This window comes from Burkholderia sp. MSMB1498 (assembly GCF_001526245.1).
GTDB lineage: Bacteria > Pseudomonadota > Gammaproteobacteria > Burkholderiales > Burkholderiaceae > Burkholderia > Burkholderia savannae.
Map to the genome: position 1 here is coordinate 21050 of NZ_LOYJ01000104.1, position 23716 is coordinate 44765.

General features: G+C 64.0%; 24 protein-coding genes and 1 pseudogene. 22 read left to right on the forward strand and 3 right to left on the reverse strand.

Annotated features, from left to right (window positions below):
- The first annotated feature begins 607 nt into the window (after nucleotides 1–607).
- The 17 genes from WS91_RS23775 (at nucleotide 608) to WS91_RS23855 (ending at nucleotide 17383) form a co-directional block, all read left to right on the forward strand.
- Nucleotides 608–1771 carry a 4Fe-4S dicluster domain-containing protein gene (locus WS91_RS23775; protein WP_059583934.1) on the forward strand — a complete coding sequence of 388 codons (1164 nt, stop codon included), beginning with the start codon at nucleotides 608–610 and terminating at the stop codon, nucleotides 1769–1771.
- The gene (locus WS91_RS23780; protein ID WP_059583937.1) at nucleotides 1758–2216 is read left to right on the forward strand and encodes a cyclic nucleotide-binding domain-containing protein; all 459 of its coding nucleotides are present in this window, start codon (nucleotides 1758–1760) and stop codon (nucleotides 2214–2216) included. Before WS91_RS23775 ends, WS91_RS23780 begins: the two co-directional genes overlap by 14 nt.
- Nucleotides 2203–3057 (forward strand): FAD/NAD(P)-binding protein, encoded by an 855-nt coding sequence (locus WS91_RS23785; RefSeq protein ID WP_059583940.1) that lies wholly within the window; start codon nucleotides 2203–2205, stop codon nucleotides 3055–3057. Before WS91_RS23780 ends, WS91_RS23785 begins: the two co-directional genes overlap by 14 nt.
- A gap of 1 nt (nucleotide 3058) precedes the next feature.
- Nucleotides 3059–3835, forward strand: coding sequence for an oxidoreductase (locus tag WS91_RS23790; RefSeq protein ID WP_059671163.1), 777 nt, complete (start codon nucleotides 3059–3061; stop codon nucleotides 3833–3835).
- Nucleotides 3825–5120 carry a Ni/Fe hydrogenase subunit alpha gene (locus WS91_RS23795; protein WP_059671164.1) on the forward strand — a complete coding sequence of 432 codons (1296 nt, stop codon included), beginning with the start codon at nucleotides 3825–3827 and terminating at the stop codon, nucleotides 5118–5120. The genes WS91_RS23790 and WS91_RS23795 overlap by 11 nt, the downstream gene beginning before the upstream one ends.
- Nucleotides 5117–5644 carry a hydrogenase maturation protease gene (locus WS91_RS23800; RefSeq protein ID WP_059583948.1) on the forward strand — a complete coding sequence of 176 codons (528 nt, stop codon included), beginning with the start codon at nucleotides 5117–5119 and terminating at the stop codon, nucleotides 5642–5644. The genes WS91_RS23795 and WS91_RS23800 overlap by 4 nt, the downstream gene beginning before the upstream one ends.
- On the forward strand, nucleotides 5637–5924 hold the full coding sequence (locus WS91_RS23805) for a hydrogenase/urease maturation nickel metallochaperone HypA (RefSeq protein WP_059671165.1): 288 nt from the start codon (nucleotides 5637–5639) through the stop codon (nucleotides 5922–5924). The genes WS91_RS23800 and WS91_RS23805 overlap by 8 nt, the downstream gene beginning before the upstream one ends.
- Entirely contained in the window at nucleotides 5921–8254 is a 2334-nt protein-coding gene (gene hypF / locus WS91_RS23810; protein WP_197422271.1) for a carbamoyltransferase HypF, read from the forward strand. Before WS91_RS23805 ends, hypF begins: the two co-directional genes overlap by 4 nt.
- Nucleotides 8248–8496: a HypC/HybG/HupF family hydrogenase formation chaperone gene (locus WS91_RS23815; RefSeq protein ID WP_231752076.1), complete on the forward strand. Its 249-nt coding sequence runs from the start codon at nucleotides 8248–8250 to the stop codon at nucleotides 8494–8496. Before hypF ends, WS91_RS23815 begins: the two co-directional genes overlap by 7 nt.
- The gene (gene hypD, locus WS91_RS23820; RefSeq protein WP_059583954.1) at nucleotides 8493–9638 is read left to right on the forward strand and encodes a hydrogenase formation protein HypD; all 1146 of its coding nucleotides are present in this window, start codon (nucleotides 8493–8495) and stop codon (nucleotides 9636–9638) included. The genes WS91_RS23815 and hypD overlap by 4 nt, the downstream gene beginning before the upstream one ends.
- Nucleotides 9635–10687, forward strand: a complete 1053-nt coding sequence (hypE, locus tag WS91_RS23825) for a hydrogenase expression/formation protein HypE (protein WP_059583956.1) — start codon at nucleotides 9635–9637, stop codon at nucleotides 10685–10687. Before hypD ends, hypE begins: the two co-directional genes overlap by 4 nt.
- A 375-nt stretch (nucleotides 10688–11062) precedes the next feature.
- Nucleotides 11063–12184: an ATP-binding cassette domain-containing protein gene (locus tag WS91_RS23830; protein ID WP_231752077.1), complete on the forward strand. Its 1122-nt coding sequence runs from the start codon at nucleotides 11063–11065 to the stop codon at nucleotides 12182–12184.
- A gap of 29 nt (nucleotides 12185–12213) precedes the next feature.
- Complete coding sequence (gene acsA / locus WS91_RS23835; protein ID WP_059583969.1) at nucleotides 12214–13980, forward strand: acetate--CoA ligase; 1767 nt, start codon at nucleotides 12214–12216, stop codon at nucleotides 13978–13980.
- Entirely contained in the window at nucleotides 13977–14999 is a 1023-nt protein-coding gene (gene pdhA / locus WS91_RS23840) for a pyruvate dehydrogenase (acetyl-transferring) E1 component subunit alpha (protein ID WP_059583971.1), read from the forward strand. Before acsA ends, pdhA begins: the two co-directional genes overlap by 4 nt.
- A complete protein-coding gene (locus WS91_RS23845; protein WP_059583974.1) occupies nucleotides 14996–15970 on the forward strand; it encodes an alpha-ketoacid dehydrogenase subunit beta in 975 nt (324 codons plus the stop codon). Before pdhA ends, WS91_RS23845 begins: the two co-directional genes overlap by 4 nt.
- Nucleotides 15971–15998: 28 nt before the next feature.
- Complete coding sequence (locus WS91_RS23850; RefSeq protein WP_059583977.1) at nucleotides 15999–17138, forward strand: dihydrolipoamide acetyltransferase family protein; 1140 nt, start codon at nucleotides 15999–16001, stop codon at nucleotides 17136–17138.
- The gene (locus WS91_RS23855) at nucleotides 17135–17383 is read left to right on the forward strand and encodes an acyl carrier protein (protein ID WP_059583979.1); all 249 of its coding nucleotides are present in this window, start codon (nucleotides 17135–17137) and stop codon (nucleotides 17381–17383) included. The genes WS91_RS23850 and WS91_RS23855 overlap by 4 nt, the downstream gene beginning before the upstream one ends.
- Here WS91_RS23855 and WS91_RS23860 read toward each other — a convergent pair.
- On the reverse strand, nucleotides 17380–17823 hold the full coding sequence (locus tag WS91_RS23860) for a DNA-binding response regulator (RefSeq protein ID WP_226377350.1): 444 nt from the start codon (nucleotides 17821–17823) through the stop codon (nucleotides 17380–17382). The two genes, WS91_RS23855 and WS91_RS23860, sit on opposite strands and share 4 nt — an antisense overlap.
- Here WS91_RS23860 and WS91_RS23865 point away from each other — a divergent pair.
- The 5 genes and pseudogenes from WS91_RS23865 to tnpC all read left to right on the forward strand — a co-directional run.
- Entirely contained in the window at nucleotides 17795–18907 is a 1113-nt protein-coding gene (locus WS91_RS23865) for a hypothetical protein (protein WP_231752080.1), read from the forward strand. The two genes, WS91_RS23860 and WS91_RS23865, sit on opposite strands and share 29 nt — an antisense overlap.
- Nucleotides 18904–19413: a hypothetical protein gene (locus WS91_RS23870; protein ID WP_059671168.1), complete on the forward strand. Its 510-nt coding sequence runs from the start codon at nucleotides 18904–18906 to the stop codon at nucleotides 19411–19413. The genes WS91_RS23865 and WS91_RS23870 overlap by 4 nt, the downstream gene beginning before the upstream one ends.
- Nucleotides 19414–19484: 71 nt before the next feature.
- Complete coding sequence (gene tnpA, locus WS91_RS23875; RefSeq protein ID WP_197422272.1) at nucleotides 19485–19889, forward strand: IS66-like element accessory protein TnpA; 405 nt, start codon at nucleotides 19485–19487, stop codon at nucleotides 19887–19889.
- Nucleotides 19886–20230 (forward strand): IS66 family insertion sequence element accessory protein TnpB, encoded by a 345-nt coding sequence (gene tnpB / locus WS91_RS23880; RefSeq protein WP_059671169.1) that lies wholly within the window; start codon nucleotides 19886–19888, stop codon nucleotides 20228–20230. Before tnpA ends, tnpB begins: the two co-directional genes overlap by 4 nt.
- Before the next feature lie 39 nt (nucleotides 20231–20269).
- A pseudogene (gene tnpC, locus WS91_RS23885) lies at nucleotides 20270–21787 on the forward strand (IS66 family transposase); the annotation flags it as partial.
- A gap of 1281 nt (nucleotides 21788–23068) precedes the next feature.
- Here the strand turns inward: tnpC and WS91_RS38250 are convergent.
- Together WS91_RS38250 and WS91_RS34370 are read right to left on the reverse strand one after the other, a co-directional pair.
- Nucleotides 23069–23554, reverse strand: a complete 486-nt coding sequence (locus WS91_RS38250) for a DUF2059 domain-containing protein (RefSeq protein WP_082758312.1) — start codon at nucleotides 23552–23554, stop codon at nucleotides 23069–23071.
- A 41-nt stretch (nucleotides 23555–23595) separates the two neighbouring features.
- Complete coding sequence (locus WS91_RS34370; RefSeq protein WP_442854981.1) at nucleotides 23596–23700, reverse strand: hypothetical protein; 105 nt, start codon at nucleotides 23698–23700, stop codon at nucleotides 23596–23598.
- Nucleotides 23701–23716: the final 16 nt, after the last annotated feature.

Consider the following 23716-nt stretch of genomic DNA (forward strand, 5'->3'; position numbering starts at 1 on the left):
ATGTCCCGGCCGGCGGCGCCGATCCGGGACGGTGGGATATCGATTCGACGCCATGACGAGTACGGTTGCTTGTCAAATGCCGGGAATACACGATAGAGCCGCCCGGATCTCGCAGGGTTGCGGTAGAGAAACGAAAAGCGCGCGATGGCGTCCGGCGCGTTGAGAACGGATGCAGGCTCGGGGCCGGGAACCGCGTTTGTCGGTTTTTCATGCCGGGATCAACCTTGCGGGCTTCCTCAATGAGGGAAGTACCCCGGCCGTACATCGTCGGAAAGTCGACCTGCATCCGACCGGGAGCGACCGGCCGCACCATGCGTGCCAGCCATCCCGACGGGGTCTGGCGAGGTGAGGCCGGCCGGATTCCGTCCCGGTTTCGGTTGGGAAATCGCGATGGTCGACGAGGCTGGCCTGCTCCACGTGGAGTGGTTGATGCAGGTCAAAAAGTTCAGGCACTTTCTACTTAGCCTTGATACGAGAAAGGTGTTCGGCACCTTCTTGTTGGAACTCGCGAGTTCAAGGATGAAGGCCACTCCCGGCAGATGGCTGGAACCGGGTGCCGCCGCGAGCCACTCGGTTACCCGCACCGCTTCATTCTCGGCGTGCCACAATGAAAGCGCATTCGTCTACGCAAGTGCATCCGGTTGCGGTCGACCGGGCAGGGGTTCAGACGCTGATTGACGTGCTCGCCGGAACCGGCTACCGGATAATGGGGCCGACCGTTCGTGACGGGGCGATCATTTATGACGACGTGGCTTCCGTCGACGATTTTCCCGTTGGCTGGACCGACCGACAGGATGCGGGGCACTATCGCATCGAGCGGCGCGATGACGAAGCCCTGTTCGGATTCGCGGTCGGGCCGCATTCGTGGAAGCGCTTTCTGCATCCTCCGATCGAGCGCCTGTTTGCGGCCGTCGATACCGATATCGGCGTCAGCATCGTGCCCGGCGCGGACGAATCGCGCAAGCTCGCGTTCATCGGCGTACGAGCGTGCGAATTGCACGCCATCGCCATTCAGGATCGCGTTTTTTGTGAAGGCCGCTACATCGATCGGCGCTACGCTCAGCGCCGGCGTGATGTGTTCATCGTCGCGGTCAACTGCAGCCAGGCGGGCGGGACGTGCTTTTGCGCGTCCATGGGAACCGGACCGGCGGTCGATTCCGGTTTTGACCTGGCGTTGACGGAGTTGCCGCCCGCCGCCGGCGAGGACTTTGTCGTCGAGGTCGGCAGCGACGCGGGGGCAGCGCTTGTCGAGGGCATTCCGCACCGCCCCGCGACCGCCGCGCACCTCGACGCGGCGCGGGCGGTGGTCGAGCAAGCGTCCGGCCAGATGGGACGCGCGATGCAAACCGACGGTATCAAGTCGCTTCTTCAGGACAACCCGAATCATCCGCGTTGGGATGACGTCGCGGATCGATGCCTGAGCTGCGGCAATTGCACGATGGTATGCCCGACCTGCTTCTGCACGACCGTCGAGGACCATGGCGATCTCGCGGGAACGCAGGCCGAGCGCGTGCGCAAATGGGACTCGTGCTTCACGCTGGATTTCTCTCATCTGCACGGCGGCAGCGTGCGTCACACGGCGGCGGCCCGCTACCGCCAATGGCTGACGCACAAGCTTGCGAGCTGGATCGACCAGTTCGGCACGTCGGGTTGTGTCGGTTGCGGACGTTGCATCACCTGGTGTCCGGTCGGTATCGATATCACGGAAGAGGTTGCGGCAATCCGGGGCTCATCCAGGGCCGCGCGGGAGGAGCCGGATGGAAGGGCTTGAGCACATTCTTGCAGAGCATCCGTTCTTTGCCGGCTTCGACGCGCGGCATCTTGAAATCGTTCAGGGCTGCGCGCGCAATCGCCGTTTCGAAGCAGGCCAGTATGTCTTTCGCGAGGGCGAGCCCGCGGACGAGTTCTTCCTGATCCGTCACGGCCGCATTGCACTGGAGATTTCCTCTCCCGGACGCAAGCCTGTCATAGTCGAGACCATCGGCGTAGGCGAGATCGTGGGCGCCTCCTGGCTCATTCCTCCCTATCGATGGATGTTCGATGCGCGGGCATTGGACTTGACCCGGTTGATCGGCATCGACGCCGCATGCCTGCGCGAAAAGTGCGAGCGCGATCACGATTTCGGCTATCAGATGATGAAGCGCTTCTTGCCGATCCTCGCGCAGCGATTACATGCCACCCGTATGCAGATCCTGGACGTCTATGGAAAGCACTGATGCAGCCGGCGCGCCGCCCGACGATCCGCTCGTGCCAAGTATTTACCGTGTCGCGCGGCGGCATCGGGAGCTTCGGGATACCGCCACGCTCGAGATCGTGCCGTTGTCGGGCACGCGGGCGCCGATCGCATCCGGGCAGTTCAACATGCTGTACGTGTTCGGAATTGGCGAGGTGCCGATCAGCACGAGTGGCGACCCGGCGAACGATGCAACGTTCATGCACACGATCCGCGAGGTCGGCGCGGTCAGCCGCGCACTCGCCGGGCTCTCGCCGGGCGCAACCCTCGGCGTGCGCGGGCCGTTCGGCGTCGGCTGGCCGATCGACGCCGCAGCCGGCACGGACGTCGTGATCGTGGCGGGCGGGCTCGGACTCGCCCCGCTGCGGCCGGCGATTTACGAAATCATGGCGAGCCGCAGGCGGTTCGGCCGGGTCGCGATTCTGTTCGGTTGCCGCCATCCTCGCGAAATCCTCTATCGTCGCGAGCTCGAACGATGGAGCCGGTATCTGGACATCGAAGTCGACGTGACCGTGGATCATGCGGATGCCGGCTGGCGCGGCAACGTCGGCGTCGTGCCCGCCTTGATCGCGCGCGCGGCGTTCGATCCGCGCGAGGCAACGGCATTGGTCTGCGGACCGGAGGTGATGATGCGCTTTGCGGTCGCCGCGCTGAAGGAAAGAGGCGTGTCCGACGATCGCATCTACCTGTCGATGGAGCGCAACATGAAGTGCGCGGTCGGCCACTGCGGCCACTGCCAGTTCGGCCCGACGTTCGTCTGCAAGGATGGCCCGGTCATGCGGTACGACGCGATTGCCCGCATCTTCGCGGTTCGGGAGATCTGACGTGCGTGAGCGACGTCGTCCGCGGCTTGCTGTCTGGAAATTCGCGTCATGCGACGGCTGTCAGCTGTCGCTGCTCGACTGCGAGGACGAGCTTCTGGCTCTGGCTGATTCCGTCGATATCGCGAGCTTCCTCGAGGCATCGAGTACCGTTGCCGGCGGCCCCTATGACCTTTCGCTCGTCGAGGGTTCGATCACGACCGCGCACGACGCGAAACGCATTCGGCAGGTGCGTCGGCAATCGAGGTATCTCGTCACGATCGGCGCGTGCGCCACGGCGGGCGGGATTCAGGCTTTGCGCAATTTCGCCGACGTGAACGAGTTCGTCTCCATGGTCTATGCGTCGCCGCAATACATCGAGACGCTGGCGACATCCACGCCGATTTCCGAACACGTTCCGGTTGATTACGAACTGCAAGGCTGCCCGATCGACAAGGGACAACTTCTCGACGTGATTGCCGCGTTCATCGTGGGCCGCAAGCCCGCGATCCCCGCTCACAGCGTCTGCATCGAATGCAAGACGCGCGGCGCCGTCTGCGTTCTGGTGCAGGGCACCCCTTGCCTCGGCCCCGTCACGCACGCCGGCTGCGGCGCGCTTTGTCCGTCGTTCCGGCGGGGCTGCTATGGCTGCTACGGCCCGATGGAGACGCCCAACACGCCCGCGCTGGCGAACGAATGGCAGGCGCGCGGCGCTGCGCCGCGCGACATTCGCCGGGCGTTTCGAACATTCTATGCGGCGGTGGAGCCGTTCACGAGCGAGAGCGAGCGTCATGCCGAATAAGACGCGGACGATACACGTCGATTATCTCGCGCGCGTCGAAGGGGAAGGCGCGCTCGACCTGCGCATTCGCGGCGATCGCGTCACGTCAGCCCGGTTGCGAATCTTCGAGCCGCCCCGTCTGTTCGAGGCGCTGCTCAGAGGGCGCGGCTATGCCGAAGTGCCCGATATCGTCGCGCGAATTTGCGGAATCTGTCCGATTGCGTATCAGATGAGCGCCGTTCACGCGATCGAGCGCGCATTCGGCGTCGAGGTCGGCGGGCAGTTGCGCGCGCTGCGACGGCTGATCTATTGCGGCGAGTGGATCGAGAGCCATGCACTGCATGTCGTCATGCTGCACGCGCCGGATTTTCTCGGCTTCCCGGACGCGATTACGATGGCCCGCGCACACGGCGACGCGGTGCGGCGCGGCCTCGCGTTGAAAAAGGCCGGCAATGCAATGTTGCGCGTGCTGGGCGGCCGCGAGATTCATCCCGTCAACGTCAGGGTCGGCGGTTTTCACTGGGTGCCCGGGCGCTCCGACCTCGCGCCGCTCGCGGCGACCCTCGAGGAGGCACGCGAAACGGCCGTCGAGCTCGTTCGGTGGGTCGCGACGTTCCCGTTCCCCGATTTCGAGCGCGACTACGAGTTTGTCGCGCTGCGCCACCCGGACGAATACCCGCTCAATGAAGGCCGTCTGATGTCGAGCCGCGACATCGACATCGACGCCAGCGCGTTCGAAACCGAATTCGAGGAACGGCACGTCGCCCATTCGACGGCACTGCACGCGCACGTCAAGCGACGCGGCGCATATCTGGTCGGGCCGCTCGCGCGCTACGCGCTGAACTTCAACCGTCTGCCCGATTGGGTGCGCGAGCTCGCGCGCGACGCCGGGCTCGGCCCGGTGTGTCGCAATCCATTCCGCAGCATCGTCGTGCGGGCGCTCGAAATCGTCTTTTCGTGCGAGGAGGCGCTCAGGCTGATCGCCGCATACGAGCCGCCCGAGCAAGCCGCGCTGCCTGTCGAGCCGGTCGCAGGCGTCGGTTGCGGGTGCACCGAGGCGCCACGCGGCATCTGCTGGCACCGGTATGCGTTCGACGCTGACGGCACGATTCGCGAAGCACGCATCGTCCCGCCGACGTCGCAAAACCAGCCTAGCATCGAAGCGGATCTCGCCGCGCTGGCGGCGCCGCTCGTCGACGCGCCCGACGACGTCATCCGCGATCGGTGCGAGCGCGGGATTCGAAATCACGATCCGTGCATCTCGTGTTCCGCCCATTTCCTCAACTTCACGGTGAAGCGAACATGACGGGCACGATCGAACGGCAGGTCGGGCGACCCGCGATCCGCAGCGTGCGGGTCATCGGGGTTGGCAATCCGGACCGCGGCGACGACGGCATCGGTTGTCTCGTCGTGAAGCGGCTCGCCGGCCGCTTGCCGGCCGACGTCTCGCTGCTGACGCGCGGCGGCGACGTGATGGATATCGGCGACGACATGGCCGATATCGACGCATTGGTCTGCATCGACGCTGCCGCGCCGGCGGGCTCGCCAGGCCGGGTCAGCCGGATCGATCTGGCAGAGCAGGCGCTCGAGCAGGACGCGTCGTTCTCGTCCAGTCACGGGCTTGGCCTTGCGGAGGCGATCGCGCTGGCCGAAGCGTTGGGTACCGCGTCGCGGGACATCGTGATCTATGCGATCGAAGGTGCATCGTTCGTGCACGGCGCGGCAATCACGCCTGAAGTCGCCGCCGCTGCGGACGATGTGGCTGATCGGGTCGTCGCAGAGGTGGACAGGCTCAGGCGACGCATGAAGGAGGGCTCGAGCGATGCATGAAACAGGATTGGTTCGCGATCTCGTGCGAAGAATCGCCCACGCGGCCCACGAAGTGGGCGCGGACGGCGTGAGCGACGTCCATGTGTGGATAGGCGCACTGGTGCCGTTTTCCCAGGAGCATTTCCGCGAGCATTTCGAAGAGGAAGTACGCGGGACGCCCGTCGAGGGTGCCGCGCTCCATATCGAATCGTCCGATGATGTCGGAGACGCGAATGCTCAGCACGTGATGCTGAAGCGGGTCGGTCTGCGCGTACCGTCTGACGGACAAGACGCGCCATGATGGCGGACTTCCTGCGCGCGGCCGGTGAGGCCGGCGTTCCCCGGCGTTTGCGCATAATGGCCACCGGTGAGGTGCAGGGCGTCGGATTCCGGCCGTTTGTCTATCGGCTCGCAACAGGCGAAGGGCTCGCGGGCTTCGTGCGCAATACCTGCGACGGCGTGTTGCTCGAGGTCGAAGGCTCGCGGCCCGCGCTCGCGCGCTTCGTCGAGCGACTCGATTCGGAAGCCGCGGCCCCCATGCACATTCGCGACCGGCAGATCCGCGAGATTGCATCGCAAGGCGGAGACGTCTTCGAAATCGCACCCAGTACGCGAGAGGCCGGACGTCTGCCGGTCATCCTGCCTGACCTTGCCGTCTGCGCGGATTGTCTTGCCGAGATGGCCAATCCGGACGACCGTCGTTACCGCTATGCGTTCACGACCTGCATGCACTGCGGCCCGCGCTTTTCGATCATCGAAGGGGTTCCGTACGATCGGGGACGCACCACGATGCGGCAATACGCGATGTGCGACGCGTGCCGGGCCGAGTACGACGATCCCCGCTCGCGGCGCTTTCATGCCGAGACCAATGCGTGCCCGCGATGCGGTCCCGGGCTGACGCTGTGGGACGCCGACGGGCGGCAGAGGGCAACCGGGCAACAGGCGCTGCACGAAGCGGCAAACGCGCTGCGTAAAGGTGAAATCGTCGCGATGAAAGGCCTCGGTGGCTTTCAGTTGCTTGTCGACGCGCGCGGCGAACCGGCGGTGCGCCGTCTGCGCATGCGCAAAAACCGGCCGACGAAGCCGTTCGCGATCATGGCGCCGTCGTGCGACGCAGTCATGGCACTCGCCGACATGGACGCCGTGGAGCAACGGTTGCTGTCCTGCGCCGCTGCTCCGATCGTTCTGCTGCGCTCGCATGCGCACGCCGGACTGGTCGCGCCAAGCGTCGCGCCCGGCAACGCGTGGCTCGGCGTCATGCTGCCTTACACACCTTTGCATCATCTTCTGATGGGCGAACTGGGCTTTCCGATCGTTGCGACGAGCGGCAACCGCGGCGGCGAACCGATCGTCGCTGGCGAGCACGAAGCACTCGAACGCCTCGGCGGCCTGGCTGACTGCTTTCTCGTGCATGACCGGCCGATCGCGCACCCCGTGGACGATTCGGTCGTCCGCGTGATCGCAGGCGAGCCGGTTGTGTTGCGGCATGCACGAGGCTATGCGCCGCTCGACCTTGCATCGGGCGATCCGGAAGGAAGCGACGCCGCCGCTTGCATCGCGCTCGGCGGACACGGGAAGAGTGCCGTCGCTGTCTCGTCGGCGGGCCAGGTCGCGCTCGGCCCTTACATCGGCGACCTCGCCGCAAGCGCTGCGCGCGCGGCCTTCGCGCGATCGCTTGACGCAATGGCGGCGCTGTACGGCGTCGCGCCTATGATCGCCGCTTGCGACACGCATCCCGACTACCACAGTACGCGCTTCGCCGAGCGTGGTCCGACTCGAGTGCTGCACGTTCCCCATCACGTTGCGCACGTGCTCGCCGGAATGGTCGATAACGGTCTTGACGAGCCCGTGCTCGGCGTAGCGTGGGACGGCAGTGGAGACGGCGGCGACGGGACCGTCTGGGGCGGCGAATTTCTCGTGATCGACCATTGCCGATATCGTCGCGTGGCACATTTGCAACCGTTTCGCTTGCCAGGCGGTGACGCTGCCGCACGGGAGCCGAACCGGTCTGCACTCGGCGCGTTGCACGCGATATATGGCGGAGCGGCGTTGTCGATGACAAACGTTCGCCCGGTTGCCGCTTTTGCGGCCCGCGAACGCCGGTTGTTCGCGGCCATGCTCGGACAAGGCATCCATTCGCCCTGGACATCGAGCGCCGGGCGACTGTTCGATGCCGCCGCAGCCATCATCGGGCTATGCGCGCATTCGAGCTTTGAAGGAGAGGCCGCCATCGCACTGGAAGGGGCCGCGATACGCGCGGCGCGTACGCACCCGCTCGACGCGCCCTTGCTGCGCGAGGAGGAGGGCGCATGGATCGCGGACTGGCGTCCGATGCTTGCGGCGCTCACGGACGCCGTCGGGGAACGTGTTCCCGCGGAAGCGCTCGCGCGCGCATTCCACGATGCCCTCGCATGCGTTGTCGTCGCTGTCGCGCACCGGATCGGTATTCGTTGCGTATTGCTGACCGGCGGGTGCTTCCAGAATGCGGTGCTCGCGGGCAGCACCCTTTCGCGGCTTCGGGCCGCCGGATTCGACGCAAGGTGTCATCGCCGCGTGCCGCCCAATGATGGCGGATTGGCCGTTGGACAGGCGGCGTTCGCAGCGCGGCGCATGATCGAGGAGAAATGCTGATGTGTCTTGCCGTTCCGGGAGAACTTCTCGGCATCGACAATGCCGATGCGCTGACGCGTCACGGACGTGTTGCGTTCGGCGGCATTGTCAAGCAGGTGAACCTTGCCTACGTTCCGGACGCTCGCCCGGGAGACTATGTGCTAGTTCACGCAGGTTTCGCGATCGCCGTGATCGATGAAAACGAGGCATCAAGGATGCTTGACGCGCTCGGCGCCCTCGATTCCGAGGAGCCGCGCCCGTGAAGCACATCGACGAATGGCGCAGCGCCCCCGCGGCACGCCGCTGGGCGGCGGCAATCGCGCGAATCGCGACACGTCCATGGACCATCATGGAGATCTGCGGCGGCCAGACACACGCGATCGTGCGCTACGGAATCGACCGCATGCTTCCCGATGGCGTATCGCTGTTGCACGGACCGGGATGCCCCGTCTGCGTCACGCCGGCGAGCGTCATCGATGCCGCCATCGTCATCGCGAGCCGGCCCGGCGTCACGTTGTGCTCGTTCGGCGACATGGTGCGCGTGCCGGGCGGGCGTGGCAGCCTGCAGAGCGCCCGTGCACTCGGCGCGGACGTCAGGATCGTCTATTCGCCGCTGGATGCGCTGAACGTTGCGCGAAGGGAGCCTGAGCGCGACGTGGTGTTCTTCGCGATCGGATTCGAGACAACGGCACCTGCTACCGCGATGGCCGTGCTGCAGGCCGAGCGAGAAGACATCGGAAATTTCTTCTTGCTGACGTCGCACGTCCTCGTGCCGCCGGCGATCGAAGCGATTCTCGGCGACCCGGCGAACGGCGTGCAGGGCTTTCTCGCGGCCGGGCATGTTTGTACCGTCATGGGATATACGGAATACGAGTCCATTGCGCGACGTCATCACGTCCCGATCGTCGTAACCGGCTTCGAGCCCGTCGATCTGCTGCAGGGCCTTTACCTGTGCATTCGCCAGCTCGAAGCCGGCAGGGCCGAGGTCGAGAACCAATACAGCCGCGCGGTGCGCCGCGACGGCAATCGCGTGGCCCGCGACGCCATCTCGACGGTGTTCGTGCCGCAGTCGCAATGCTGGCGCGGCATGGGCAGCATCCCCGCGAGCGGACTTGGGCTTGCACCTGCGTATCGGCGCTACGACGCGCTCGAGCGATTCGGCGACGGCGCGCCGCTTCCAGAGCGCAACGGGGAATGCATTTCGGCCGAACTCCTGCGCGGCCGCAAGAAGCCGGGAGAGTGTCCCGCGTTCGGCACGCGCTGTACGCCGGAACATCCGCTTGGCGCAACCATGGTGTCGTCGGAAGGGGTCTGTGCCGCCTATTATCGCTACCGGTGCGCAGCGCCGACGCCTGTCGCAGGCACGATCGGCGATATGCATCGTGACGAGAGGAAATCGACATGAACGAGCCCTCCGGTTTCTCGCCGGCCTGCCCGGCGCCCGTCGGTGCCCGTGACATCGTCGAGATCGGACATGGCGGCGGCGGGCGGCTCATGCATCGCCTCATCGACGACGTGTTTCGCCCAGCGTTTGCCTCGGGCCCGCTCGACTTCACGCACGACGGCGCGACGCTAGAGTTCGGGCGCAACGTCGGGCATTTGGCGTTCACGACTGATTCGTACGTCGTGCGTCCTCTGTTCTTCCCCGGCGGCGATATTGGATCACTGGCTGTCAACGGGACGGTCAATGATCTGGCGATGTGCGGTGCCGAGCCATGCTATCTGAGTGCGGGATTCGTCATCGAAGAAGGTTTCGGCATGGACGAGCTGCGCAGAATCGTCGAATCGATGCGCAATGCAGCGGCGAGGGCAGGGGTGCGAATCGTGACGGGGGACACGAAGGTCGTCGAGCGCGGCAAGGGCGATGGACTTTACATCAACACATCGGGCGTGGGTGTGATTCGTTCCCGCACCCCGATTGCACCGCGGCATGTCCAGCCTGGGGACGCGGTGATCGTGTGCGGCGATATAGGACGGCATGGCATCGCAGTCCTCGCAGTGCGAGAAGGGCTGGAGTTCGAGACGGCAATCACGAGCGATTGCGCGCCGCTTGCGGACTCCGTGCGCTCATTGATCGCGGCGGGGATCGAGATTCATTGCATGCGCGACCTGACACGAGGCGGGCTCGCGACCGCCCTGATCGAGATTGCGGAGGCCGCGAATCTCCTGATCGAACTCGACGAGACCGCGATCCCCATTAGCGACGCGGTACGGGGAGCCTGTGAAATTCTCGGGCTGGATCCTCTGTACGTGGCAAACGAGGGCCGATTCGTTGCACTCGTGCCGGCCGCGCACACAGAATCAGCGCTGGCGTGCCTCAGGTGCTTCAGTCGCGACGCCGCCGTCATCGGGCGTGTCGAGCGCGCCCGACAGCCTGATGTGCGTCTGCACACGATAGGCGGAGCGCGCAATCTGGACATGCTAAGCGGGGAACAGTTACCGCGAATTTGCTGACCGGGCTACAAGCAGTTTGATCGAAAAGAAGCGACTGCTTCGGCTGAAACCTGAAATCGGACATTCGAATTCGCGTGCCTGGACGCATGACCAGTTGGGCAAAAGCGGATCGCTAGGCAGCGAAAATTCCACGCCCGGCTCACGACTCATCATCATGCCGCGCCGCGCGACGATCCGATCGTGGAGGTCGACATTGGTCTGGCGCGCGTCGGCGAAGGTTCTTGAAACAGCTTCTGCTGGGCAGTTTGTTGGAGCGTTGCGTCGGATTCATGTAGATCCCTCCGCTTATGCCGTGACTGCTGCAGATTTGTCGCCGCCGCCATGCCATGTTTGAGGCGGCTTTGTGTACCACGTGAACAGGTCGACGCGGATCGCGTGTCCGATCCGGTGGACGGGGTAGTCGCTTTTCTCGAGCTTTTGCGCGTCACCGGGCGCGTTGCAGACTCGATTGACGTGCGTCAAGCGCGTGGAATCCACGACTGCAAAAATTCGTATCAAACGTCGTACTGTCTTCCTTTCGTGCTGCGGCTCCCTTTCAGGATCGGTGCTTGCATGAACAAAGCGTCACTCAAGCCGGTCGTTGCGACTGACCGTCTCACCCGCCGTTTCGGCGAGCTCTGCGCTGTCGACGAAATGACCTTGTCCCTGAATCCCGGGGAGGCGTTAGGCTTGCTCGGACGCAACGGCGCCGGCAAGACGACGGTGATCAAGATGCTGACGACGCTGCTTCCGCCGACATCTGGTCGCGCGACCGTCGCCGGTTTTGATATCGTCGAGGCGGCGAGCTCGGTGCGACGCGAGATCGGGTACGTGCCGCAGGCATTGTCAGCGGACGGCGATCTGACTGGCTACGAGAACCTGCTTGTGTTTGCGAAGCTGTATGACATTCCGCGCGCGGAACGCGCCGCCCGAATTCGCAGCGCTCTGGCTTTCATGGAACTCGCCGAATTCGGCGACAAGCTCGTCAAGACCTACTCGGGCGGGATGATTCGGCGCCTCGAGATCGCGCAATCGACCCTGCATCGTCCGAAGGTGCTGTTTCTGGACGAGCCAACCGTAGGACTCGATCCAATCGCGCGAACAACTGTCTGGGAGCAGGTCGAACGACTCAAGGCGGAGTACCGCAGTGCAATCTTGCTGACGACGCACTACCTCGAGGAAGCCGAACGGCTGTGCGACCGCGTCGCGATCATGAGTCGCGGTCGTGTCACCTCGATCGGTGCGCCGCGAGAGCTCACCGCACAAATCGGGCCTGGTGCGACGTTCGAAGATTCGCCCTCGCGCGTGGCGGCCGTCGACGCGCGGATGCGGCGATGCGATACGAGCACATCCGGCAACAAGGGCGCGAAACCTTTGGCTCTGTTGCTGCGCTCGCGCTCGTCTCGTGCGGATCGGGCCGACGCATTGACGCACTGCGCCAATGCTACGCCCTCGACATCGCGCCGAATCGCCCTTGACGCATGTCAACTGTGCGTCGGCATTCGCTATCTAGAGTGAAAGCTCGAGGTCGACCGGATCATGTTTGTATGAACGCGCCTGCGGTAATCGCCAAAACGCCCGCCGACCTGCGGGTCACCCCGAATCTGCTCGACTACGACGACGAACGACGCCGATTCTCGTGGGCCGCCGCCGCACGGGAACTCGCTGTCGAGCCGGGCGGCGGCCTGAATATCGCGTGGCAGGCCGTCGATCGCCATTGCACTGGCCCCGGCAGAGACAAGACCGCGCTGCGCTTTCTCGCACGCGATGCGGCGCCCCGAGCCGTCAGCTACGGCGAACTCGCGGCGCTGAGCAACCGCTTCTGCAACGTGCTGCGCAGCTTGGGAGTCGGCAAGGGCGACCGTCTCTTCATCGTCGCCGGTCGCATCCTCGAGCTCTACATCGCGGTGCTCGGCAGCCTGAAAAACGGTACGGTCGTCTCGCCGCTGTTCTCCGCGTTCGGGCCGGAGCCCATCGCCACGCGAATCAACCTGGGCGCGGGAACGGTGCTCGTCACGACCGACGCGCTCTTCGAGCGTAAGATCGCGCGATGGCGCGATCGCATGCCGGGACTGAAGCACGTCCTGCTCATCGCCGAAGAGTCCGGCGCAACACTGATCCCCAGCACGCAGGACCTCGCCGCACTGATGGCGAGCGCATCCGATTCTTGCCGCTACGAAGCGACCTCCGCGCAAGACATGGCACTGCTGCATTTCACGAGCGGCACCACGGGCACGCCGAAGGGCGCGGTGCACGTGCATGACGCGGCGATCACGCATTGGGCCACCGGCCGATACGCGCTCGACCTGCACGCCGACGATACCTACTGGTGTACCGCCGATCCCGGATGGGTCACGGGCACCTCGTACGGGATCATTGCGCCGCTGCTGCATGGCGTGACGTCCGTTGTCGATCGCGAGGAATTCGACGCCGAACGGTGGTACGGCATCCTGGAGGACGAGCGCGTGTCCGTCTGGTACACCGCGCCGACTGCCGTGCGCATGCTCATGCGAGCCGGCGCCGAAGTCGCGAAGCGCCATGCGTTCCCATGCCTGCGCTTCATCGCGAGCGTCGGCGAGCCGTTGAATCCGGAAGCCGTCTGGTGGGGAAAGGAAGTGTTGGGGCTGCCGATCCACGACAACTGGTGGCAGACGGAAACGGGCGGGATCATGATCGCGAACACTCCCGCCTTCGACATCAAGCCCGGTTCGATGGGCAGGCCGCTGCCCGGCGTCGATGCGGCGATCTTGCGCCGCGACGCGGCAGGCGGCGTGCAGCTCGTCGACGAGCCAGGCGTCGAGGGCGAGCTGGCGCTCAGGCAAGGATGGCCCTCAATGTTTCGCGGCTACCTGAATGAAGACGCGCGCTACGGGAAGTGTTTCGCGGGCGGCTGGTATCTGACGGGCGATCTGGCGCAGCGCGACGCGGACGGTTACTACTGGTTCGTCGGGCGCGCCGACGACGTGATCAAATCGGCGGGGCATCTGATCGGCCCGTTCGAAGTGGAAAGCGCGCTGATGGCGCATCCGGCCGTCGCCGAAGCCGCGGTGATCGGTAAGCCCGATCCGGTGGTCGGCGAGGCGGTCAAGGCGTTCGTCTCGCTGAATGCGGGCCACCAGCCCGACGAGGCGCTCCGCATGGAATTGCTCGCTCACGCCAGAATGCGTCTAGGGGCGGCAGTCGCTCCGAAGGAAATCGCGTTTGTCGAGCAACTACCGCATACGCGCAGCGGCAAGATTATGCGCCGCCTGCTGAAAGCCCGTGAGCTGGGGCTGGCCGAAGGGGACATCTCGACACTGGAGGCAGGCGCATGACGACCGTCGAGCACCCCGCTCCGCCGCCGCCGTCGGGCCCCGTGCCCTACGGCAAGGACCTTGCGCTCGTCCTGCTGCGCGACATGCTGCGCGTGCGCCGTCTCGAAGAGAAATGCGCCGAGCTGTACGGCGCGGGCAAGATACGGGGCTTCCTCCATCTGTACATCGGCGAGGAGGCCACCGGCATTGGCGCGTTGCACGCCCTCGATCCCGACGACAACGTCGTCGCGACCTACCGGGAACACGCTCACGCACTGGTGCGCGGCATGGACATGGGCGTCCTGATGGCGGAAATGTACGGCAAGCGCGAGGGTTGCGCACGCGGTCGTGGCGGCTCGATGCATCTGTTCGACCGGCGCATCCGACTATTCGGCGGGAACGCTATCGTGGGCGGCGGCTTGCCGCTCGCGGCCGGGCTCGCACTCGCCGAGAAGATGCAGTCCGGCAAGCGCGTCACCGCGTGTTTTTTCGGCGACGGCGCAGTCGCCGAGGGCGTGTTCCACGAATCGATGAATCTCGCGGCGCTCTGGAAGCTGCCGGTATTGTTCTGCTGCGAGAACAACCTGTACGCGATGGGCACGGCCGTCGAGCGCAGCGAGTCCCAGACGGACCTCTGCGTGAAAGCCGCATCGTACGACATGCGTGTGTCGTCGGCCGACGGAATGGACGTCGTCGCCGCGCACGAGGCGGCCATGGACGCCGTCGAATACGTGAGAGGTGGCGAGGGGCCGATGTTCCTGGAACTTCGCACTTACCGCTTCCGCGCGCATTCGATGTACGACGCCGAACTCTATCGCCAGAAGGCGGAAGTCGACGAATGGAAGACGCGCGGGCCGATCCACACGTTCACCGCTCGGCTCAAGGCCGAAGGCAAGCTGACGGAGGACGAATTCGTCGCGCTCGACGCCGACGCGAACGCTGAAGTAGCGCGCGCCGTCGCGTTTGCCGAGGCCGGCGAGTGGGAGTGCGTCGAAGACCTCGCGAAAGACGTGTACACGATAACGGGAGGCCCATCGTGACCAAGCGGCTCACCTACCGCGAAGCGCTGCGCGACGCGTTGCGCGACGCGCTGTCGAACGACCCGCGCGTGTTTCTGATGGGCGAGGACGTGGGCCGATACGGCGGCACCTATGCCGTGTCGGCCGGATTGCTGGATGCGTTTGGTCCCGAACGCATCCGCGACACACCACTGTCGGAACTCGCCTTCACCGGCGCGGGCATCGGCGCGGCACTGGGCGGCATGCGCCCGATCGTCGAGGTCATGACGGTCAACTTCAGCCTGCTGGCGCTCGATCAGATCGTCAACACCGCCGCGCTTTATCACCACATGTCCGGCGGGCAATTCTCCGTGCCGCTCGTCGTCCGAATGGCCACGGGCGCCGGCCGACAGGTTGCGGCGCAGCATTCGCACAGCTTCGAAGGCTGGTATGCCGGCATTCCGGGAATCAAGGTCCTCGCGCCCGCGACCATCGAAGACGCGCGCCACATGCTGGCGCCGGCGCTGGCCGATCCGGACCCCGTGCTGATCTTCGAGCATGCCGGCCTCTACAACATGGAGGGCGATTTGCCCGATGCCGATGCCGTCGACATCCGGTCGGCGAAGGTGAGGCGCGACGGTCGGGACGTCGCGATCATTGCGTATGGCGGCTCATTGCCGAAAGCGCTCCAGGCGGCCGATGCGCTCGCAAACGACGGCATTTCGGCCGAAGTGCTCGATCTGCGCGTGCTGCGCCCGCTCGACGACGCGACGATCATGGCTTCGGTGATCAAGTGTCGGCGGGCGGTAATCGTCGACGAATGCTGGCGCAGCGCGAGCGTCGCCGCAGAAATCATCGCGCGCATCGTCGAACAGGCTTTCTACGAACTCGATGCGCCGCTCGCGCGCGTGTGCGCCGAGGACGTACCGATTCCGTATGCCCGGCACATGGAAGAGGCGGCCTTGCCGCAAGTCGACAAGATTGTCGCCGCGGTGAAACAATTGCTTTCGTGAATGCTCACGCGCTCCGGGAGGAGGAAGCATGATCGAATTCACATTACCTTCGATGGGCGCCGACATGGACGAGGGCACGCTGCTCGAATGGAAGGTGAAGCCCGGTGACGTCGTGAAAAAAGGCCAGGTGATCGCAATCGTCGACACGAGCAAGGCCGCCGTCGATATCGAAAGCTGGCAGGAAGGCACGGTCGACGAACTGATCGCCGAGCCGGGCGAGAAGATTCCGGTCGGCACGCCGATCGCGACGCTGCTCGAGCCCGGCGAAACGCCGCCAGCCGTCAGGCTTGCGCGCCGGCAGGTGCGGCTGCCCGCGACCGTCCGCGCCGGCGTGCGACGCAAGATCTCGCCCGCCGCCCGACAACTTGCGCAACGACATGGCGTCGATCTCGACGCCGCGCCCGGCACCGGTCCCGGCGGCTCGGTGACGCTGGCGGATGTCGAGCGGACCGTCGCCGCCGTCGCGGCTCCGACCGCGGCCGCCGCGACAGGCGAGCGCCTTCAAGAAATGAGGCGCGTGATCGCCGCCGCGATGGAGCGCTCGAAGCGCGAGATCCCGCACTACTACGTGTCCGAAACGATCCCGTTGGGCAAGGCGCTCGCGTGGCTTGCCGCGGAGAACGCGAAACGTTCCGTCGTAGACCGGCTGCTTCCGGCAGCGCTGCTGCTCAAGGCCGTGGCCGTGACGCTTAGCCGGTTCCCCGAACTCAACGGCTTTTACCGTCAAGGCGTTTTTCAGGCTGCCGGCGAGGTGCACCTCGGCGTGGCGATCTCGCTGCGCCAGGGCGGCCTGATTGCACCTGCACTGCTCGATGCACACTCGAAGCCGCTGATCCAATTGATGCGCGAGCTGCTGGACATGACACAACGCTGCCGGGCCGGCTCGTTGCGGAGCTCCGAGTTGTCGCAATCGACGATCACCGTGACGAATCTCGGCGAGCGGGGCGCTGCGGAAGTGTTCGGTGTCATCTATCCGCCGCAGGTCGCGCTCGTGGGGTTCGGGCGGGTCGTCGAGCGGCCGTGGGCCGAAGGCGGCGGACTCAGGATCATGCCGGTCGTGACCGCCAGTCTATCCGCTGATCATCGCGTATCCGACGGCCATCGCGGCGCGCTGTTCCTCGTCGAGCTGAGCGACGCATTGCAGGACCCCGAGGAGTTGAGCCGATGAACGATACCGACGTACGCGCCGCCGTATTGGCGACGCTCAAGGCGATCGCACCGGAAGTCGACACGTCGACGCTGCGCACCGATCGCCCGTTGCGCAGCCATGTCGACCTTGACTCGATGGATTGGCTCAATTTCCTGGCGGGGCTCCACACAAGGCTCAAGGTCGATATTCCCGAGTCCGACTACGGCCGGCTGCGCACGCTCGACGACGTAGTCAGATACGTGGTCGACAAGCGCAGGTCCTAATTTTCAGACGGTGCGTCGCCCTGCTGATCCGGCGTTGTCGTCTGGGGCAAGCTGACGTATTTTCCGCCGTCGGCGACAATCCTCAGCGCCTCGACAAAATCCGATCTGCGGCCGAATCCGCCGACGAATCCGGAAACGCCGGCGGAAAAGGCATAGGCCGCCTGTTCTTCGCTGGCGGTGGCGCTGACGACCAGAATGCTCAATTCGGGGTACTGTTGCTTGACTAGGCTGACGAATTGGGAGTGCAGCCTGCTGAATCCGATCGTGCTGACGACAAGTACCTGTGAGTCAGCCGCACCCGGATCGGAAAGTAATGTCGCTTCGTTGTCCGATTCCCAGGCGATCTCAATGTCGCTGTCGCCTTCGAACTGATGGCGAACGGATGCGAGACCGTCGGGAGTGGCATCAAAAATGGCAACCCCGATCACGATCAGAACCAATTCACGGATGATCGAGGCAGGGGCTAACAGTTATCGTGACGGCTCGGGGACCATCGTCAGATTAACGGCTAAACAACTCGCGCTGGCAAACGGGGACGCGCGGGCACCGATCCGCCGCTCGCACGCTTCGATGGCGATCCTTTGCTTTGCCGCGCTGTTTCTGGCCGAAACGGGAGTCAACCTCGCCCAGCTGCTGGCCATGATCAGCTCGAGCCTGCGGGATGCGTCGGTTGCACGTCAGACGTTTCGTGAGGTCAAGTACCGGGCAGGCGGGCGGGACGTTACATTCACCGTCTCGCTGGGCTTCATGCCGAAGCTCAAGGCTTATCTGGCGTTGCGTGAGTATCTGGTGCAGGACGCAGACTGCGACGCGCTGTTCATGACAGTCGGGCGTTCTGCGCAGCGAGGACAGCTAGTGTGTCTCCCACCTGAGTTTCTGGTTCAGCTTTACGATCGACTCGACACGCTCGGGATCGTGCTGCCGCGCATTACCGCGGGCCAATGGCGTGTGGCGAAGCAGGATTGGGCGGTGAGCAAACACGGTCCTGGCGTCGCAGCCAGACTGATGGGGCACTCGGTAGAAACGGCGCTGCGCTCGTACTCGAACGGCACGGACGCCGCGCACAAGGCTGAGATGGGCGCATTCCTCGCGTCGGTCGAGAAGACCGTTTTAAAGATCGGTGAAGACCCGACTGGCAGCATCAGGAGCGCAGTGGGCGTCTGCATCGATTTCCGCAAACCTGGGCCGATCGCCGCATCAGTTACCGTGAGGCCGGATTGCCGCTCGACCGAAGGATGTCTCTTCTGCGATCAATATCGCGTGCACGCTGACGCTGCCGACATCCATGAGCTGCTGAGCTGTCGTCATTGCGTCAGGCTCGTGAGCGGACGCGCCGATTCGATCGAGCAGTACAGCAGTGCGTTTGGCGCTGTACTGCAGCGCATTGACTTCCTGCTGGATGAACTGCGCAGGCGCGACGCCGCGCTGGTCGATCAGATTGAGCATGACGTTGATGTCGAAGGGAATCTGGACGCTTTCTGGTCGGCCAGGCTCGACCAGCTTTACGAATTGGGAGTGGCATGAATAACACGCTGATCGCGCCGATCGCTGAGCGGCCCGACTGGTATCGTGTCGAGGATGATACGGTTGTCACGCGGGATACAGATGGGAACGCTGTTTTGCTGTTCGGTCAAGACGCCTGGGATATCCAGGCATATACGTTCGGACTGCATCGCACCCACATCCATTTCAGGGGGCACCTGCCTGACGGTGCGAGTCGAACCCTTTCAGAGGCGATTACACGTCAGTGGAAGCAGGCGATGTATTTTCTGATGCATGAAGCGACCGATACGACACCGGCAACTGGGACGCTAAAAATCCTTTCAACGCACCTGAGGGCGTTCACGCTCTTTACCTCGGCACGTCAGCTTACGCTCTATGAGGGCCTGTCCACTGCCGCGGTTGTTCTGGATTATGCGGCGCAAGCCGGGATGGAGACGAAGGCGCAGCCTCTTTACTCGATTCTGGTAAAGCTTCACCGTCTGGGCGTTGACGCCACAGGGGTGCGCGTACCGCTGGCCCAACTGTAAGCGGCCCGCGAGAGCCGTCGTAGACGGCAGCGGGGATCGGCATCAAAGTGGTGCCCATCATTTTCGAAGTGATGGACACCACTTTGCCAGAGCTGATGGAGAAACCGGGCAGTCGTAAAGGACGCCCAAACCATAGTCCCGAATTCCGGCGTCGTCTGGCGAAGGCTGCTTGCGAGCCTGGCGTTTCGGTTGCCAAATTGGCTCGTGAGCACGGCCTGAACGCGAATCTTGTGTTCACGTGGCGCCGCCAGTATCTCGCGGAACAGCAGGCTGCTGTGGCGGCGCTCTTGCCGGTGACGGTTGTGGATGAGGCGCCTTCAGAAACTCGGCCCATGCCCGTCGTCGAATCCGAGATCGTGAAACCGGTTATGCCCGCCGGCACGATTGAGGTTCGAATCGGCCGAGCGGTGATCAAGGTCGGCGGCGTTGTCGACACCGAGATGCTTCGGACGGTGTTGGAGAGTCTGCGATCATGATCTCTCTGCCCACTGGTACTCGTATCTGGCTTGCGGCGGGCGTGACCGATATGCGATGTGGCTTCCAGGGGCTGGCCGCAAAGGTGCAGACGACGCTCGAGGAGAATCCGTTGGGCGGCCACGTGTTCATCTTCCGCGGCCGTCGAGGCGATCTCGTGAAGCTGCTTTGGGCCACCGACGACGGGCTCTGGCTGCTGTCTAAGCGATTGGAGCGCGGCCGCTTCATCTGGCCGCAAGCCGATGGCGGCAAGATCTCGCTCACGGTCGCGCAGTTGTCGATGCTTCTCGAAGGCATCGATTGGCGACAGCCCCGCCGTACGGCACCTCTGTCGATGCTGTAGGTGTTGTAAACCGCTCGGGAGGCTCGTAAACTCCGGCACATGCCGAATCTCGACGATCTGCCCGACGATGTCGCTGCGCTGAAGGCCATGCTGGCTGAGGCTCGCGCGTCGGCCATCGAACGGGAACTCGAGATCGAGCAATTGCGCCGCGACATCGCTGAAAGCGATCTCGAGATCACACGGTTGAAGCTGCTGATCGACAAGCTCAAGCGAATGCACTTCGGCCGCAAGTCGGAACAGCTTGCCCGAGAGATCGAGAAGCTTGAACTCCGACTTGAGGACCTGGCCGCAGGCAGCGGTGTCGCCGACGTTCAGCACGCAAGGGTCCCAAGAGAAAAATCCACGACTGGCAGCGATCCGGCCGCACGAGAGCCGCTGCCGCCGCACCTGTCGCGAGAAGATCGCGTGCTCAAACCGGATTCGATCTGCCCCAAGTGCGCCGGTGCAATGCAGTGCCTGGGCGAGGACGTGTCCGAACAGCTCGCCCGTGTTGCGGCGATGTTCAAGGTGGTCCGCACGATCCGGCACAAGACGGTCTGTCCGGACTGCGGTCACATCGCGCAACCGCCGATGCCGGGACTGCCGATCGAGCGCAGTATCGCGCATCCGAGCTTGCTTGCCGACATTCTGGTGTCGAAGTACGCGGATCATGCGCCGCTGTACCGACAATCGGAAATCGCGGCGCGCGACGGGGTGACGCTTGACCGCGCCAGCATGGGGCGCTGGGTCGGGCAGTGCGAGACGCTCTGCCGCCCGCTGACCGACGCGCTGCGCCGGTACACGATGGCGGGCACGAAGTTGCACGCGGACGACACGCCGATCCCCGTGCTCGCGCCGGGCAACAAGAAGACGAAGACCGGGCGACTCTGGGTGTACGTGCGCGACGACAGCCGTTCGGGCTCGACGGAGCCGGCCGCGGTGTGGTTCGCGTACTCGTCCGATCGCAAAGGTATCCATCCTCAGACTCATCTCGCCGGATTCGAAGGGATCCTGCAGGCCGATGCCTACGGCGGCTTCGACGAGCTGTACGTAACTGGCAAGATACGCGAGGCTGCGTGTTGGGACCACGCGCGGAGAAAATACTACGAGATCCACGCGAGCGCACCGACGGACGAGACCCAGAAACTGCTCGAGATGATCGGCGAGTTCTACGGCATCGAAGCCGATATCCGCGGCAAGCCGCCCGATGAACGGCAGCGCGTGCGGCATGAGAAAAGCAAGCCGCTGCTGGACGCCTTCGAAGCGAGAATCCGGGCCAAGCTCGCGACGCTGTCGCGCAAGTCGGAGCTGGCCGGCGCGATCCAGTACTCGCTGAATCACTGGACTGCGCTGACGCTGTTCTGCGACGACGGGCAAGCCGAGATCAGCAACGCGTTGGCAGAAAATGCCCTGCGCTGCGTGAGCCTCGGGAGAAAGAACTTCTTGTTCGCTGGATCCGATAGCGGAGGTGAGCGGGCTGCCGCAATGTACAGCTTGATTGGGACGTGCAAACTCAATGGCATCAACCCGCGCGCCTATCTGGAATTCGTCCTGACCCACATCGCTGAACTGGACATACCTCTACGTGAACGCATCGCGCAACGCGCTATATATTCACAACACCCGGTCATCCCGACGCGGATCTATCAGCACTTTCTGTCGGTCTGTGAGCAGGACCTCAGTATCGCAGAGGGCGCCGCCGACATGCTCTCGAGCCACCTCGCTCGCAGATACGCTGGAGAGAGGCCGGGCGTCTCTGCAGCGCTGAAAGCGACTGCTGCGCACTTCCAGTGCGACGATTCGCCTGGCGTCGTGTCGTCGCTCGTGTCATCGATTAGTGCACTCGTCATCCCGACGTTCACCGGCATGCGCGCGACGGAAGCAGAGACCCTCCCATACGACTGCCTGAGCGAGACACGGCTGGATGGCGTGACGCACTACACCATCGAGGGCATCACGACCAAACTGGCTGGGGGTCGACCCAGGCGCGCATGCTGGGTGACCAGTCCGCTCGCTGCCCGCGCCATCAGGCTCGCACAACGGCTATCGGGCGAGGCACACCGTGCGCACGGCGCGCGAGGCTACGCTGAGTCGACGGACGGGTCACACCTGCTGTTCTGCCAGATGGGCCTGCGTTATCGATACGTGGCAAATCGGGCAGGTAACATACAGGAAGCTATCGAAGCCTTTCGTAAGCGCGTCTTTCCGACTATCACGGTCGAGGATATCGCTGAACTGAAGCGTATCGACATGCACCGCTCGTGGGAGGAGGAGTCGAAGTACGCACTCGGGCAGCAGTGGCCGTTTACGCGCCATCAGCTTCGCCGGACGCTGGCGCTGTACGCCCATCGGAGCGGAGTCGTGACGTTGCCAACGCTCAAGCGTCAGTTGCAGCACATCACGCAGGAGATGAGAATGTACTACGCCCGCGGCTCGGCGTTTGCGAAGGGCTTCATCGACACCTCCAGGACCCACTTTGCGAAGGAATGGGCCGAGGCGCAACACCTGTCCGCGTACCTTGCATACGCCGAGCAGGTGCTGTTCTCTGACGAGCGGCTGTTCGGTGGGCACGCAGCGTGGACGCAGAGCCGTGCCGTGCAGGCCTCACCCGTGTCAGTTTACTCACGCGAGCAGACGGTGAGGATGTTCGGGAAGGGCGAGCTGGCGTACCGCGAGACTGTGCGGGGTGGCTGCGTCAGCGTCGAGCCGTGCAAGTCGACGCCACTCGACTGGATGCGCCTGGATTGCCTTGAATCCAACTGCAGTAATCTCGTCATAGCGATATTTGTCTACCGATTTGATGGGGACTGTAGACCAATTCCTCGTCTTCGGCACCGCTTCATACTGGTAACGACCGAGTCAGTTCATGATGCGTTCGCGGTACCGACGTTCAATGGTCTCGTTGATACGAGGTTGAATGTTGGAAATGGCTCTTTCCATCTCGGGCATGATCAAACCTCGACCTTTGCGGAGCCATGCTTGTCCCGCCGGGCTCATGTAGAAATCGTTGATGCCGCGCAGCTCGCTGATCGTGAAGTTCCTTGCGCAGCTCTCCAGCAGCTGTCTGAGTATGGGATCCTTGGCATCATTAAGTGTTTCGCCGAGCACTTCGCTGTAGACATTGGCATCCGTCGAACTTCTCATTCCTGGTCTGCGTTGAATAGCATCATACGAGTTTATGACAATTTCGCGGATGCGTTGGTCCATATCATCTTCTACACCTGCCAATTTAATTGATTGGCGGCACAAGGCTCGCCTGTCGCCGGATCGATTCCAGTCGTCGAATCCGCGAAACTGGGCGTAGGCCGGGGAGCAAAACAAGCATGATGCGACGAGCGCAGTCATCAGGTAATCCCCCCGCTTTTAACGCGAGTCAGAAGTAGAGACTATGCCGCGGCCATGAGCCGCTGTTTCGGCGTCATGCCGCCAAGGCCCATGTTAGGGCGCTCGTGATTGTATTGCCACATCCATTCGGTCGCGAAGCTCTGCACGTGCGCAAGGTTGTCC